Here is a 15,761-nt window from a genome sequence, read left to right on the forward strand (position 1 = left end):
ACTTCTAAACATTTTTCAAAACTTGCTTTGTCGTCTAACGAAGTAATAAAAATAATAGGTAAATAAACTTCACTGTATTTATTTTTTATTATTTTGGCTGTCTCAAAACCATCCATAACCGGCATTATTACATCGAGTAACACAATGTCTATGGCTTTATGCTCAAGGACTTTAATTGCTTCTTGGCCGTTGAAGGCCATCGATACTTGATAACCTTCATCTTTGAGCATTTGACTTAATAAAATACGGTTTAATGCCTGATCATCGACAATAAGAACGTGTGCTGCCATTAGCTAATATCAAATTTCTTATCGAAGCGCGATATTTGTAATATTTTTTTCAGCTGTGGCTGGCAATTAGTGATTTCAAACACAGTCACTTTATCTTCTAATGTTTTTTTCATATTTAAAAGCATGCCTAGTGCAGAACTATCCATATAGTCAGTTTCTCTTAAATCTACAATCACTTTGTTAGTGCTACTGTCTATCTGAGCATAGGCTTGGCGAAAAGACTGCACTAAATTAAAGTCAAACTTTCCCTTTATTTGTATTGTTAGCGCTTTTCCATCGGCTGATGTACGGGTAGTTAAATTCATCGATTTCTTCGTTAAATGTATCTTTGACTAAATATAACCTGTTAAAAGTATTTAGCAAAAAGAAAAACACACAACAGCAAATTTGCTATTATTTACGCCATTATTTAATACATTTTGACTGAATAAGGTAAACCATGACAGATAGTCACTTAGTATATTCAACAAGCACTGGACGTATTGACCAGCCAAAACCAGAAAAAGAGCTTGATATTAAGCTTTTCAAAGATGGTTTTGTTCGTATTGAGCGTCAAACAAAAGGCCGTAAAGGTAAAGGCGTAATGCTTGTTGTTGGCATAGACCCTAAAGATCATGACTTAAAAAAGTTAGCTAAAACAATAAAAAGTAAAATGGGCCAAGGTGGCGCTGTAAAAGAAGGCGTTATAGAAGTCCAAGGCGATGACCGAGATAAGTTAAAAGCAATTTTAGAGGGCTTAAAGTTTAAAGTGAAAATTGCGGGTGGTTAACCCGCAATTATAAAACTACATTACTTTTTTAAATGGTACTTCACCCAGCTTTAAATATAAGTCTGGTAAATCAGACTCAGGGATTGGCCGGCTGTAATAGTACCCTTGCACTATAAAACAGTTGTTGTTTTGTAAAAACTCAACTTGATCTATGGTTTCTACCCCTTCAGCAACCACATCTAAATTAAGCTTTTGAGCCATTGCTATAATAGCGGCAGTAATCTCCATGTCATTGCTATCTTCTGGGATATCTTGCACAAATGAACGATCTATTTTGAGTATATCTACCGGGAAGCGTTTTAAATAACTAAGCGAAGAATACCCCGTTCCAAAATCATCAATTGAGATAGAAATACCTAGTGCTTTTAGTTCATGAAGTTGAGCAATAGCAGCCTCTACGTTCCCCATCAACATGCTTTCAGTTAACTCTAAATGTAATCGTTTAGCCGATACGCCCGATGTAATAATCATCTTACTTAGGGTCGGCACAAGATTCGAATCTTTAAATTGGCGAGCAGATAAGTTAATCGATACGTTATTTTCACGGTTTTGCTCTGTTAATCTCACAACGAAATCACATGACTCCTGTAATACCCACTCACCTAATTCAACAATAAGTCCTGTCGCCTCAGCTATAGGAATAAACTTATCTGGCGGTATTAAACCTTCTGTTGGGTGGAACCATCTCAATAATGACTCGTATCCTACAACCTTTTGAGTACGGCTATCTATCTGCGGCTGATAATAAACCACAAACTGATCTTCTTTTAACGCAATACGCAGCTCGTTTTCAATAAATAATCGCTCATTTGCGGCTGCATTTAGCTCTTGGCTATAAAAGTGGAACGTATTACGCCCTTTCTCTTTGGCCTCATACATTGCTAAATCCGCGTGTTTCAGAAGCTGATCTTCTTCAAGGCTGTCATATGGCGCCATAGTAATACCAATACTCGCGCTTATAATTACTTCGTTATTTCCTAGCATAATTGGCATATTAAGCGTTTGCTGTATTGTATTTGCTACATCGGTTGCGTGCTCTTGGCTTTCAATTCCACTGAGTAATACTGCAAACTCATCGCCGCCTAAACGTGCAATCGTATCTTCCGATCTTAGGCGCTTCTTCAGTCTATTCGCAACCTGTATTAATAATTGATCGCCTGCGTCATGTCCAAGGGTGTCATTAATTCGCTTAAATTCATCTAAATCAAAGTAAAAAAGTGAAAATGCATAATGACCACGTTCTGCAAGCGCAAGAGATTTGCGCAACTGCATTCTGAAGAAGGTTCTGTTTGCTAAACCTGTTAGCGTGTCAAAATAAGCGAGCTGTTCCATTTTGCGCTGGCTTTCTTTAACAAACGAGATATCTTGTGCGGAAGCAACATAACTTGTGATATTACCGCCTTCCTCTCGTATCGGTGAAACGCTCAATGAAACCCAAATAGGCTGTTTGTCTTTGCTTTCAATTAACGTATCACCGCGCCAATAGTTACGACTACGTAGGTCTATATCAATATCTTCAACCAAAATAGCCATATCAGACGCAATAATGTTTAAAAGTGGCGCTCGAGTGAAATGACTCTCTGGATAACCTGTCATCTCTAACATTTTGGGATTAACGTATTCGATAACAAAGTTCTCGTCAGTTATAACAACACCTGTGCCAGAGAAAGCGACTGCTTTTGATAATCGGTTAGCTGCTTTTTCGGCTATTTCTTTTTCAGTTATTCGCTGGTTAAGTCCATCTATTAATTTACGAATTTCAACCGTCATATCTTTAAACGAACCGTTAAGCGTACCAATTTCGTCTTTGTTCTCTTCTGGAAATTGAGTATCTAGTTTGCCCTGACCAAAGCTCGATACCGCATAAACAAGTGAATGCAATCGGCGTAACACAAGATGCTGCAAGGCTTGATGCAATAACAAGGCAACTAAAATAGCGTAAAGAATAAAAAGACCAAAAAACTTAAGTTTCAAATCTTGCAGAGCAGATAATGTAGAAGAACGCTTTTTATAAACCCCTATGTACCAATCTAGCTGATCAATTTTTTGAATATTGATTAAGTGTGCCTCGTCATTTTGTAAAAAAGAACTTGCATATTCTGGAAGCTTTGTCGCAATTGCCTCACTAATAATTGACTTGAGCTGAGGGTTTACAAACTCGTCCATAGCCACTTTTTTATTATTTTTTCCGTATTCAGCAAGTAATGAAGTACTCAAATCTGGGTGGGCTAATAATTGGCCTTTACTATCAAAAACAAGTAAGTTTTTTTCTTTGTCTCCTATAGGTAGAAAAGACACGAGTTTATTAAGCGTAATATCACTGCCTGTAACCCCTATAAATTCATTATTCGAATAAATAGGGACCAGTAAACTGATCACCCAATCATGCCATACCCTATCGTAGTAAACCTTTGACCATTCAGGTTCTACAGAGTTGCCTAAACTTTCGCGAACATACTTATAAGTTGAACCACCGCTTACACGAAAATCAGCAGGAGCATTTAACGCCCAATTAGGCGGCGATATTCTGATAAAGTCATCATTGGTTATAAGGTAAAAATTGTAGAAGTCATAAACTAATGTTGGTGAGATAACATCCCATAGTGCTTCAGAGTTATTAAATAACTGTTTATAAAAAGGTGTGAACTTTTCTTGTGGTAAAAACGCGGCAGATAAACCATCCGATGAAGCGCTTCGAATAGTGCCATCACTATTAAACTGTAATTGTGCTTTACTGGTTAGATCAATTGGGGAGTTTTTTTGAAATAACTGCTCATTAACTATGTTGTTAGCTTGCTTAGCAATGTTAACTTTTGTTTCTATTCGTTCTTTAAATTGCCTTACTAATAAATCGGTCGAGCTTTTTAGTACTTCGTGCTCTTCAAAAACCAGCTGCTTTTCCTCAGATTTAAGCATAAAAAAGGCAGCACAAACACCCGCAATTAAACAAATTGAGGATATGAGTAACGACAATTTCACACTTAAAGAGTTTATTCCAAAACGCGATGGAGGGCGTCTATATAGCACAAGCCAACCTTAATTATTAATAGTTGTTATTATTTAGCTGTTAATGAAATATACCAGATTCAAATTCATTATTATAAATTTTTTGTAAACTTTATAAAAAAATTACAAAAGTTGAAATAATCAATACTTAAGCACTATCTTAGTAAAGTATGTTATTGACATTACCCCTAACTCTCCATACATTAACTGCATGAACATATTTTATTCTCGCACTATTTTTTCTTTTTTTAGCTTCTTTAAATAAAAGAGGCTGGCCTGTTTGTGAGATAAATCAATCGAATAGTAAAGCCTCCCAACCGGGAGGCTTTTTTGTATATGCTGCATTTACGCAGATGACTTTTGGAATGAGGAACCCCAAAATGACCAACGATGTATTAAACACATTAAGACATGATATAAATGAAATAGACTCTGACTTACTCGTACTCCTAGCTAAACGGCGCCGTATTAGTCATGGTGTTGTTGAATATAAAATTGCAAATAACAAGCCTATTCGTGATGAAGCCCGTGAACTAGCACTACTAGAAAAATTAATTGGTTATGGCAAGTCACTTGGCTTAGATGCGTATTATGTAAACAATGTTTTTCAAACAATCCTAGAAGACTCCGTATTACACCAGCAAGCAATGCTGCAAAAAAACCTAAACCCTGATGCATTAAGTGAAACACACCGTGTTACTTATTTAGGTGGGCAAGGCTCATATAGCCAACTTGCTTGCCATAAGTACTTTAGCCGTCGCCCCGGCAAACTCGTTGAAATTGGGTGTTCATCGTTTGAAGAAATCACCTCTAAGGTAGAAAGCGGGCAAGCAGACTTTGGATTACTTCCTATTGAAAATACCAGCTCAGGCAGTATTAACGAAGTATTTGATTTACTACAACACGCACAAGTATCTATTGTTGGTGAAGTGACACACAGTGTTGAGCATTGCTTATTAGCTAAACCTGATACACAACTTGAACAGCTCACAAAAGTATTTGCTCATCCACAACCCTTCGCGCAATGTAGCCGCTTTTTACAAGGGTTAGGGGATTTGCAACATGAAACATGTGACTCAACATCTTCAGCGCTTCAATCTGCGCTTAGTACACCAAATAGTGCTGCAATTGGCTCAGCTCAAGCTGGTAAAAATGTAGGCCTTGAAGTTATTAAATCAAACTTAGCTAATCAAAGCGAAAACCACAGCCGCTTTATAGTCGTAGCGCGTAAGCCTTTGCATGTGTCGAATCAAATACCAACGAAGACCAGCTTGATCATGTCGACCAAACAACAAGCCGGCTCACTTGCTGATGCACTGATGATTTTCAAGCAACACAAAATAAACTTGGTAAAACTGGAATCACGCCCTACCCCTGGCAACCCATGGGAAGAAGTGTTTTATGTTGATTTAGAAGCAAACTTGGCTGATACCCAAGTAAAAGAAGCGCTAGAGGAACTTAAAGAACATACCCAATATGTGCGCATATTAGGTTGCTACCAAAGTGAAACATTACAAGCTGTTAGTGTGAATACTTAAATATAGGCTATTCAAAAGGAGGCACAAAATGTGCCCCCTTTACATTTATTTGAATGTAAAGCTAGTCGAGCACTTTAGCGTCATTCGCTTTATTAAGTAAACTGCGGCTTTGTGTTAAAAAATGCGCAGTTGAGTCTGAAAAATATGATTTAGCATCTGCAAATGCCTCCATTAAGGCTGCTTTATCACCTATCCTAAGCTTTTCAAGCGTTTGAGCAAAGGTATCTTGGTATTGAGCTAACAAACTTTCAACGTCATCAAACTGAGCCAACATTATATCGGAATAAAGCTCAGGTGATTGCGCAAACAAACGCCCTACCATCATTAGCTCTAATTGATATATCGGCGACGAGCAACTTCGTAACTCTGCTAAAGTATGGCTTTGCTTTGCTAAAAACTGCCCATAAACAAACGTTGTTAAATGTCGCATTACCTGAATTATTTGCATGGCTTCATCATGTTTTTTAGCATCTAGCTCTACAAGCTGACACCCCCACACTTGTAACTGCTCTAATAGCCCTTTTGCCGCCTTATGCTCTCTGCCCTCACATACAACTACCGTTTGTTTTACCCAATGTGAAATATCAGGCCCAAACATAGGGTGTAAACCAACAACTGGACCACTATGAGCTGCTTTTAATGCTTTGATTGGCGATTGCTTTACTGATGTAATATCTACGAGCAAACAGTCATCATCTAGTTTTGGTAGTTTAGCAACTACAGACTCTAAAGCATTAATAGGTACACTTATCATGACCAGTTTTGCACCGGTTAAAATGCTTTGGGCATCATCTTGCTGCTCTTTATCTAATATTTTGACGTCATAACCTGAGCGCATAAATTGTTGGGCAAATAACTGCCCCATCGCCCCTTGACCGCCCACAATAACAATAGGTGAAAGTGATGGCGCTGCACACGCTAACTTAGCCTGTTGGTTTTGATATGCTTCACGCATCATCCGTCTGAGAATATCTTCAACTAGATCAGGACTTACATTTTGATTAATTGCTTCTTGGCGCCTAGCCGCTAGTAATTCAGCTTCACGCTCTGGTGCATGTAAAGGCGCACCTGTTTGCTGTTTGATCTCACCAATTTTTTGGGTAATACCATTGCGTTTAGCTAATAAGGCAACAAGCTGCGCATCGCATTCATCTATACCTTGTCTTAGTTGGGCCAAATCACTTATATTTGCCACGTCCAATCCCACCTTGAAAAAATCAAATTTCGTAAATTTATATTTACATAAAAGTAAACTAATCAATACGATAAATACTAACAGGATACGTTAGACGTTAAAAGGGCTGATCGCATATAGCAAGGTTAAAACCAACGGTGAATTTATGTTATCAGTCAGATTATGGGCAACATATCAGAAGCTTTTGTAGGGAATGATCAATGAGCCTTTAGTTTTTTTGTAGTGAGCTAAATATCGATAAACTCATTGCGTAAAAACAATAAAAAAGTTTTAAACCTAAGCTGCAGTAAATAAAAAGAGAAACGTGTTTTAAGTCAATTTATTTCAAATATGTAATATTGCCTGCGCCACCCAACATTACAATAAAAATCTAGACCGCTTAAAAACGAAAACGGGTTGCAATCCGAAGACTGCAACCCGTTTTTTGCGTTGATAAACAGCGCGTATTAGTTAAGTTTTTCTCTAATACGTGCAGATTTACCAGAACGCTCACGCAAGTAGTAAAGCTTAGCACGGCGAACTGCACCGCGACGCTTAACTGTTACGCTATCGATAAGAGGGCTGTGCGTTTGGAATACACGCTCAACACCTTCACCGTTCGAGATTTTACGAACTGTGAATGCTGAGTGAAGACCACGATTACGCTTAGCGATTACAACACCTTCAAAGGCCTGTAGACGCTCTTTAGCACCTTCTTTTACTTTTACCTGTACAACCACTGTATCACCAGGGCCAAATGCAGGTACGTCTGTTTTAAGCTGCTCTTCTTCAAGCGCTTTAATAATATTTTGGTTTACTTTTGCCATTATGTTTCTCACTTTCCTAGGTGTAACTGTCTTCTAGCCACAAGCTTTTTGGTACTCTTGCTGAAATTCTGCGAGTAATACCGCTTGCTCCTCAGTCAGAGCTAGGTTATGCAACAAGTCAGGACGTCGTATCCAAGTTCTGCCTAATGACTGCTTAAGCCGCCACCTTGCTATCGCTTGGTGATTACCACTGAGTAATACAGCAGGAACTTGTTTGTCGTCCAATGTTTCTGGTCGTGTGTAGTGAGGGCAATCTAGCAAGCCATCCGAAAATGAATCTTGCTCTGCTGATTGGTTATGACCTAACACGCCTGGCACCAATCGCGCTACTGCGTCAATTAATGTCATGGCAGGTAGTTCACCACCACTCAAAATAAAATCACCAATTGACCATTCTTCGTCAACGTATGACTCTATTATTCTCTCATCTATACCTTCATATCGACCGGCAATCAAAATCAGTTTGTCAGAGTTAGCGAGTTCGCTAGCCCCTTGCTGATCAAGTTTGCGCCCTTGTGGGGACATATAAATTACTTTAGCACCATCACCTGCCGCTTTTTTAGCGTCAAGAATAGCTTTTTCCAATGGTTTAACCATCATTAACATACCTGGTCCGCCCCCGTAAGGACGATCATCTACAGTTCTGTGCTTATCTAAAGCATAGTCACGTGGATTCCAGCAGTTAAAATTAATTAACCCATTTTTTACTGCGCGACCAGTAACCCCTTGTTGGGTAATTGCGTCAAACATGTCCGGGAAAAGGCTTATCACCCCAACCCACAATGAACTAGTTTGAGTCATTAAAACCCAGGATCCCAGTCTACGGTAATTTCTTTTACGTCGTATTTAACATCTTTGATAACTGAATCAGTTAAAAAAGGTATTAAACGCTCCGATTGACCAAATGCATCTTTACTGTTTGCTTTCACAACCAGTACATCATTTGACCCTGTCTCCATCAAGTCATCAACAGTGCCTAAGTTATAACCTTTATCAGTTACAACCGACATGCCAATGAGATCTCGCCAATAGAACTCACCTTGCGGTAGTTCTGGTAATTGCGTTGCATCCATTGAGATTTCTGCATGGGTATAAGCCATTGCTTCGTCTCGATCGTTTACTTGCGCAAATTTAGCGATAAAGCCTTTGTTGTGGCGACGCCAGTCGACCACTTCTAAGGACTGCCATTTACCTTGTTGACCTATCAACCACGGGCTGAAATCGAAGATCCCTGCGGGATCATCAGTAAATGAATGTACCTTAAGCCAGCCCTTTATACCATAAGGGGCGCCGAGCTTTCCTACGACAATTATTGATGAGGTGTTCTCTTGACTCATGGTTACACTTACGCCTATTAAGCCGCTTTACGAGCGTCTTTAACTAATTTAGCTACACGATCTGAAAGACCTGCGCCTTGACCTACCCAGTGATCTACACGAGATAAATCTAAGCGAAGTTTTTCTTCCTGACCCGAAGCTATTGGGTTAAAGAAACCAACTTTCTCGATGAAGCGACCGTCACGCGAGAAACGGCTATCCGCAACCACAATTTGATAGAAAGGGCGTTTTTTAGCGCCACCACGTTGCAAACGAATAGTTACCATACCGTCCTCTAAATAGATTGACTGTTTTCATTAATAAGATTTACTCCCCAGTATGGGGAGCCGGTGAATTGTACGAGTTTTTAGCAATAACGCAAGTAAGAAGTGAAGCAAAAAGCCAGTTTAGTAGGTTAAACCGTGATCTAGGCTAAAAATTAGAGTTAATGCAGTACAGAGTGCATAAATTATTCAACAAAAAAGGAGCAATTTGCTCCTTTTTTATATGCGTTGTGATTAATTAAAGTGCAACGCTTACTAAAAATCTAAAATTTTGGACCGCCGCCCATCATGCCCGGTGGCAACATGCCTTTCATACCACGCATCATTTTTTGCATGCCGCCTTTACCTTTCATTTTTTTCATCATTTTTTGCATCTGCGTAAATTGTTTAAGCAACTTATTGATCTCTTGTACCTGTGTACCAGAACCTGCTGCAATACGTTTTTTACGCGACCCTTTAATGATTTCAGGACGAGCTCGCTCCTGTTTTGTCATAGAGCTGATGATAGCCTCCATTTGAATAAAGGTTTTATCACCCATCTGGCCTTTTACCGCATCAGGTAAATTAGACATGCCAGGGAGTTTATCAAGCATCGACATCATGCCGCCCATATTTTTCATTTGCTTTAACTGGTCAGCAAAGTCATCCAGCGTAAAGCCTGCGCCTTTAAATACTTTTTCGGCAACTTTGGCAGCTTGCTCTTTATCCACTTTCATTTCGACTTCTTCGATTAATGAAAGTACATCACCCATGCCTAAAATTCGCGATGCAATTCTGTCAGGGTGGAAAGGTTCAAGTGCGTCTGTACGTTCACCCACACCCATAAACTTAATGGGTTTACCTGTAATATGACGAATAGATAAAGCAGCACCGCCTCGGGCGTCACCATCTGTTTTAGTTAATATCACACCAGTAAGAGGCAGAGCTTCGTCAAATGCTTTTGCAGTATTTGCCGCATCTTGACCCGTCATAGCATCAACAACAAATAATGTTTCAATTGGGTTGATAGCTGAATGAAGATCTTTAATTTCATCCATCATGTCGCTATCCACATGTAAGCGACCCGCTGTATCAACTAATACAACATCAATAAATTTCTTTTTAGCGTGTGTAATAGCCGCAGTAGCAATATCAACAGGCTTTTGTGAAATATCACTTGGAAAGAAATCTACATCAACTTCTGTAGCTAACGTTTCAAGCTGTTTTATTGCTGCAGGACGATAAACGTCGGCACTAACAACAAGCACTGATTTTTTCTTGCGCTCTTTTAAAAACTTAGCAAGTTTACCAACACTGGTCGTTTTACCGGCACCTTGCAAACCAGCCATCATAACAACTGCTGGCGGTTGTGCGTTTAAGCTCAGCTCTTCGTTTGCTTCACCCATCGCTTTTTCAAGCTCTTCACGCACAATTTTTACAAACACTTGTCCAGGCGTTAAGCTTTTAGTTACCTCAACACCCACTGCACGTTCTTTAACTTGCTTTACAAAATCGCGAACAACTGGCAAAGCCACATCGGCTTCCAAAAAGGCCATGCGCACTTCGCGAAGAGTATCTTTAATGTTGTCTTCTGTTAGGCGGCCACGGCCACTGATATTTTTTAAGGTTTTACCTAATCGTTCTTGGAGATTCTCAAACATGTATCGGTTCCGATAAAACGTTATACCAATTTAATTACTCGCCGATTTAGCTACTAGCTCGACTAATGACATTGATATTATTAAATTTGAATTAAAAACAGTATACCGTAAATAGTGGTGGACAATACAGTGTTCAAGTGCAGTGAATTAAGTTTCTTTTTTAAGGTCTATTCATTTGCGTTGCTATAAAATACAATACGTTTGTACTTGCAAGGATTTTTTGACTCAAATTAAGTGGCCCAAGCAAAATGCTGATCATCAGTTTAACTATTATCACCAGTTTATTTTATGTGTTAGCAACGTCACACGTGCTTTCACGGCTTTTTCATAAACAAGGCCCAAACCAAAAAGTAACTGTTATCTTGAGTACCGTCGCTATATTGGCGCATATGTTGTTATTGGTGAACTCGGTGTTTCGTTCTGACGGTCAAGATCTAAGCATTGTAAATGTCGCACTGCTAACCTGTTGGGTTATTGTTGTGTCTGTAACAGCTGTCTCCTTAAAATTTCCAGCCACTTTATTATTGCCCGTAGTGTATGGCTTTGCAGCGCTTTTATCTGTTGCAAGCTTATTTATACCCCATCATATATTGCTGCAAAGTATAGATGTTGAACTTGGTTTGGTTGCCCATATATCACTTTCCCTACTCGCTTACTGTATCTTAATTATTGCAACCTTATACGGCGTGCAATTTTACTTTATAGATAAACGCCTTAAGCGCAAAGATCTCGCCATTGTGCATAGCCATTTACCTCCGTTGATGGTTGTTGAGCGCCAGCTTTATCAACTGCTTAATCTTGGTACTGCGCTGCTTACAATTGCACTCGTGTGCGGGTTTGTATTCCTCGATGGCATGTTTGCCAAAGAGTTTATTCATAAAACCATACTTTCGTTGGTGGCATGGGCTATTTTTGTTGTAGTCGCTCTTGGCCATATTAAACAAGGTTGGCGTGGTAAACCTGTGGTAATTACCATCATGGTTGCAGCATTTGTCCTCACATTAGCTTATTTTGGCAGCCGTTTTGTACAAGAAGTCGTACTAAACAAGTTTTAACTTGACTCTAGTTGCTCACTCTAGCTTAATACGCATTGATTTATAAAAAAAGGATCCATCGTTGGACGACATATCGACAAGTACCCTGTTTATCACATTAGGATTATTGGTACTTTTTTCTGCTTATTTTTCTGGTTCTGAAACTGGGATTATGTCAATCAATCGTATACGCCTGCGACATCTTGCAAAGCAAGATCACCGTGCAGCTAAACGAGTCAGTAAATTACTTAGCCGTCCCGATAGGCTTATTGGCCTCATTTTAATTGGTAACAACCTAGTAAATATAGCCGCAGCTCAAGTTGCCACTATTATAGGTATCCGCCTATACGGTGATTTAGGTATCGCAATAGCAACTGGTGTACTTACCTTGGTTGTGCTTATATTTGCTGAAGTAACACCTAAAACACTCGCAGCCCTTTACCCTGAAAAAGTAGCCTTTCCAAGCTCAGTGATACTTAAAGGCTTGCTGAAAATCATGTTTCCGTTTGTTGTAGTTGTTAACTGGCTAACTAACGGCATATTACGTTTATTTGGTATTAGTGCAGCTCAAATCGATGAGCACAGCATGAGCAAAGAAGAATTAAAAACAGTCGTGAACGAATCAGGTGCTTTATTACCTGCTCGTCACCAAAGCATGCTGACTTCTATCTTAGATCTAGAACAAGTTACTGTTGAAGATATTATGATTCCACGTAACGAAATTGTGGCGATTGATATAAACGACGATTGGAAAGTAATTAGCCGCCAGCTAACACATGCACAACATACACGTGTTTTGTTGTATCGCGATAATATTGATGATGCAGTCGGTTTTATTCACTCACGTGATGCGCTGCGACTTTTAACAAAAGAGCAATTTGACAAACCGTCACTGTTGCGTGCAGTTCGCGAAATTTACTTTATCCCCGAAGGCACATCATTAAATACACAACTGTTTAAGTTTCAACAATCAAAAGAGCGAATTGGTATAGTTGTTGATGAATACGGCGATATTCAAGGCCTAGTAACCCTTGAAGACATTTTAGAAGAAGTGGTGGGGGATTTCACGACCACTCAAACACGTACGCCAAGTGAAGAAGTGACAACACAACCTGATGGCTCGTTTATTGTAGATGGTGGCGCAAACGTTCGTGACTTAAACAAAGAAATGGAATGGGACTTCCCTCTTGATGGTCCTAAAACATTGAGCGGCTTAATTGTTGAATATTTAGAAGATATTCCTGACGCAAATATCAGTTTACGTATTGCGGGATACCCATTAGAAGTACTCGAAGTAAAAGAAAACATGATTAAACAGGTTAAAATACAACCTAAAAAACGTACTCGTCAATAACAAATAAGGAGCCATAAGGCTCCTTATTTACGCTGTTGTCCGATTAAGTAAATAACCGCTCCAACCAACCTTTATCAAGCTCATCTTCACATCGCTTTAATTGCGTGCCATAACGACTTGCTCTATTTTTTACTTTGTTGGCTACGCTCATTAACCATTTTTTCTTCTTATATGTGCCACGTTTATACCCGCCCCAGCCTTCATGATAATTAAGATATTGAGCGTAAGCATCCCATTTTGAAATGCCGTTTACTTTATGCGTTTTATAAACAAACCACGCCATAAAGTCGATTGCATCATCAAAGTCATCCCTATCTGCCCCGCTGTTACCTGTTTCACGAACGTAATCAGCCCAAGTCGGCGTTTTAGCTTGTGAATAACCGTAGGCTGAGCTTGCTCTACCTGTTGGTATAATCCATAAAAAATATTCCATAGGCGGAGCTGCATCGTGCTTAAACGAACTTTCTTGATACATCATGCTCATGAGTACATGTTTAGGAGAGCCCCACTTGTCTTGCGCGTCTTTTGCATCAAAATACCAATCAGGCTTTTCTTCAAAAATTTTACAAAGATCATTTGGCTGTTTAGGTGGCGCTGTAGCACACCCAGCAAGAGTAAAAGCGAGAGTGAGAGATAAAATAAGTGATTTTTTGTTCATTTTTTGTGTTCTCACTGAACTTTTATAAAAAGTGTTGGTCGTAATAATTAATGCAGCTGTATAGCATTGTTTCATCCCTGAATATTATTTACGCAGCCATATTAGGCTGCGTTTTTTTTGAGTGCATGTTGGCTATCAGTTTTTATGAAAATACTCATCTAAAAACGCTGTAAACGACTGCGAATCTGCATTTTCTATATTACGCTGCGCTTCATTTGACTGCTCAACTTGCTGCTCAAGCCACGGCTTTAAAAACTCACTGTAATCTGTTTCTATGTGGCTTTGCTTATACTTATTTGCTAATTCTAAAGCAAAGTGACCATTGTCTAAACCTGACTCTTTTAGTTTTGCTACATATCGCCCAGAGTAAGTAAGCGAAGGATCATTAACCCACGTGCTCATTCGCTCAATTGTTTCAGAGTAATAACTCACGCCGTAAGCTTTATCCATCCACTTTGCAACATCAGTTAATTGAGCAAATATTTGATTCCCCCAAGATTGCAGGCTACGCGGAGTATTATTATCGTTGAGCATCAACCCTTGCTCTCTACCCTGATTTACAACCGCATCTAAATTTTCAGTGCTGCGAGCCTGCTCTTTCCAATCCATGTTTGGTGAATCTTTTAATAAGCAATACGTTAAAAATACATCTAAAAAGTGAATTTGCTCTATATCGATACCCACTTCACTAAATGGGTTTACATCTAGAGCACGAATTTCAACATATTCTATACCCGCTCTCAATAGTGCATCTGTTGGCGTCTCACCACTGTTCGCATTACGTTTAGGGCGAATTGGCGAATAAAATTCATTTTCTATTTGCAGAATATTTTTATTTAACTGTTTTGGCTGTTCGCTAGTGTAGTCGTCAATGTCGCTATATATATCTGATGGCGTATTGATGGCCTTTTTCAAACCAGCAACATATTCATCAAGCGAGTTATACATGACACGCAAAGACGATTGTGCGCTGTTTGTGTAACCTAAGTTACCTAAACGCAGTGCAGTGCCTACCTCTAAGTACAAGGTACCTTTACCTAATTTTTTAAACGGTAAATCTGTTTTACGACCTTGCAAAAATGAGTTGCACAGGGCCGGCGATGCGCCAAACATATAACTAATAAGCCACAGCTCGCGTTTGAAGTTTCTTATCAGCGATAAATAACCATCAGATATAAAATCCTGCAAGCTCGCATTACTTTGCTTTAACGAGTGCAGAGACTTCCAAAGTGACTCTGGAAAAGAGATATTAAAATGCACGCCAGCAATAGCCTGCATCATACTGCCGTATCGATTTTTTAGCCCTTCACGGTAAAGCGTCTTCATTTTGCCTATATTCGAGCTACCAAACTGAGCAAGTACGATATCGTCTTGGTGGTTGATGAAGCACGGCATACTGATAGGCCAAAGCAGTTCGTCACCCATATTTTCAAGCGTGAACTTTTGAAGATCGCGCAGTTGCTTTAATGTTTGCGTTGATGACTCGCTAACCGGTGTAATAAACTCAAGTAAAGATTCAGAAAAGTCAGTCGTTATATGACCATTGGTTAGTGCACTCCCTACCCCTTTAGGATGACCTGTAGGAGATATAGCACCGTTGCTTTGTATTCTTAGCGACTCTCGTTCAATGCCACGTTTAATGCCTTTAATTGCGTTTTGGTGTTCACCAGTCGATAACGCGTTAAGCGCATTTGTTAGATCTTGTGTTGTCAAAAATATTTCCTCGGGCCACGTGGCGTAATCATACGGTTATGGGGGCTAATTACCGATTACTCAAGATTAAATTGTTAAGAACCATTTAGTTTTTTCAATTAGTCTTAAAATCCCTAATTTGAGCATACGCTTGATTTAACTATCTTCGTAAAATTATG

General features: G+C 39.3%; 15 protein-coding genes. 4 read left to right on the forward strand and 11 right to left on the reverse strand.

Going from position 1 to position 15,761, the window contains the following annotated elements:
• A partial coding sequence (locus BCG07_RS17495; protein ID WP_286891301.1) for a response regulator occupies positions 1 to 290 on the reverse strand: 290 nt, incomplete at its 3' end.
• On the reverse strand, positions 290 to 595 hold the full coding sequence (locus BCG07_RS17500) for an STAS domain-containing protein (protein ID WP_006794681.1): 306 nt from the start codon (positions 593 to 595) through the stop codon (positions 290 to 292). The genes BCG07_RS17500 and BCG07_RS17495, both read right to left, overlap by 1 nt.
• Positions 596 to 729: 134 nt before the next feature.
• Between BCG07_RS17500 and BCG07_RS17505 the strand changes: the two genes are divergently transcribed.
• Entirely contained in the window at positions 730 to 1,059 is a 330-nt protein-coding gene (locus BCG07_RS17505; protein WP_006794680.1) for an SUI1 family translation initiation factor, read from the forward strand.
• A 15-nt stretch (positions 1,060 to 1,074) separates the two neighbouring features.
• Here the strand turns inward: BCG07_RS17505 and BCG07_RS17510 are convergent, their stop codons facing one another.
• Positions 1,075 to 4,086, reverse strand: coding sequence for a bifunctional diguanylate cyclase/phosphodiesterase (locus tag BCG07_RS17510; RefSeq protein WP_286891304.1), 3,012 nt, complete (start codon positions 4,084 to 4,086; stop codon positions 1,075 to 1,077).
• A 359-nt stretch (positions 4,087 to 4,445) separates the two neighbouring features.
• Between BCG07_RS17510 and BCG07_RS17515 the strand changes: the two genes are divergently transcribed.
• Positions 4,446 to 5,603 (forward strand): chorismate mutase, encoded by a 1,158-nt coding sequence (locus tag BCG07_RS17515; RefSeq protein ID WP_008132528.1) that lies wholly within the window; start codon positions 4,446 to 4,448, stop codon positions 5,601 to 5,603.
• Positions 5,604 to 5,664: 61 nt separating this feature from the next.
• On the opposite strand, the gene tyrA is transcribed toward BCG07_RS17515, so the two are convergent.
• The 6 genes from tyrA to ffh form a co-directional block, all read right to left on the reverse strand.
• Positions 5,665 to 6,798, reverse strand: a complete 1,134-nt coding sequence (tyrA, locus tag BCG07_RS17520; protein WP_039036609.1) for a bifunctional chorismate mutase/prephenate dehydrogenase — start codon at positions 6,796 to 6,798, stop codon at positions 5,665 to 5,667.
• A 446-nt stretch (positions 6,799 to 7,244) separates the two neighbouring features.
• Complete coding sequence (rplS, locus tag BCG07_RS17525) at positions 7,245 to 7,604, reverse strand: 50S ribosomal protein L19 (RefSeq protein WP_008132530.1); 360 nt, start codon at positions 7,602 to 7,604, stop codon at positions 7,245 to 7,247.
• Between the two features lie 33 nt (positions 7,605 to 7,637).
• Entirely contained in the window at positions 7,638 to 8,405 is a 768-nt protein-coding gene (gene trmD, locus BCG07_RS17530) for a tRNA (guanosine(37)-N1)-methyltransferase TrmD (RefSeq protein WP_033019178.1), read from the reverse strand.
• Positions 8,405 to 8,941, reverse strand: a complete 537-nt coding sequence (gene rimM, locus BCG07_RS17535; RefSeq protein ID WP_006792802.1) for a ribosome maturation factor RimM — start codon at positions 8,939 to 8,941, stop codon at positions 8,405 to 8,407. The genes trmD and rimM overlap by 1 nt, the downstream gene beginning before the upstream one ends.
• Before the next feature lie 17 nt (positions 8,942 to 8,958).
• On the reverse strand, positions 8,959 to 9,207 hold the full coding sequence (gene rpsP, locus BCG07_RS17540; protein WP_006792801.1) for a 30S ribosomal protein S16: 249 nt from the start codon (positions 9,205 to 9,207) through the stop codon (positions 8,959 to 8,961).
• Positions 9,208 to 9,467: 260 nt separating this feature from the next.
• Positions 9,468 to 10,844, reverse strand: a complete 1,377-nt coding sequence (gene ffh / locus BCG07_RS17545; protein WP_286891310.1) for a signal recognition particle protein — start codon at positions 10,842 to 10,844, stop codon at positions 9,468 to 9,470.
• A 248-nt stretch (positions 10,845 to 11,092) separates the two neighbouring features.
• Here ffh and BCG07_RS17550 point away from each other — a divergent pair, with 248 nt between their 5' ends.
• Positions 11,093 to 11,899: a cytochrome C assembly family protein gene (locus BCG07_RS17550; RefSeq protein WP_006792799.1), complete on the forward strand. Its 807-nt coding sequence runs from the start codon at positions 11,093 to 11,095 to the stop codon at positions 11,897 to 11,899.
• A gap of 61 nt (positions 11,900 to 11,960) precedes the next feature.
• The gene (locus BCG07_RS17555) at positions 11,961 to 13,232 is read left to right on the forward strand and encodes an HlyC/CorC family transporter (RefSeq protein WP_008132535.1); all 1,272 of its coding nucleotides are present in this window, start codon (positions 11,961 to 11,963) and stop codon (positions 13,230 to 13,232) included.
• 43 nt (positions 13,233 to 13,275) lie between these two features.
• Here BCG07_RS17555 and BCG07_RS17560 read toward each other — a convergent pair whose 3' ends face one another.
• Together BCG07_RS17560 and gshA are read right to left on the reverse strand one after the other, a co-directional pair.
• Entirely contained in the window at positions 13,276 to 13,890 is a 615-nt protein-coding gene (locus tag BCG07_RS17560) for a transglycosylase SLT domain-containing protein (protein WP_243533005.1), read from the reverse strand.
• A 135-nt stretch (positions 13,891 to 14,025) separates the two neighbouring features.
• Positions 14,026 to 15,603, reverse strand: coding sequence for a glutamate--cysteine ligase (gene gshA, locus BCG07_RS17565; RefSeq protein ID WP_286891312.1), 1,578 nt, complete (start codon positions 15,601 to 15,603; stop codon positions 14,026 to 14,028).
• Positions 15,604 to 15,761 lie beyond the last annotated feature (158 nt).

The organism is Pseudoalteromonas sp. ESRF-bin5, from assembly GCF_002632075.1.
Classification (GTDB): Bacteria; Pseudomonadota; Gammaproteobacteria; order Enterobacterales; family Alteromonadaceae; genus Pseudoalteromonas; species Pseudoalteromonas marina.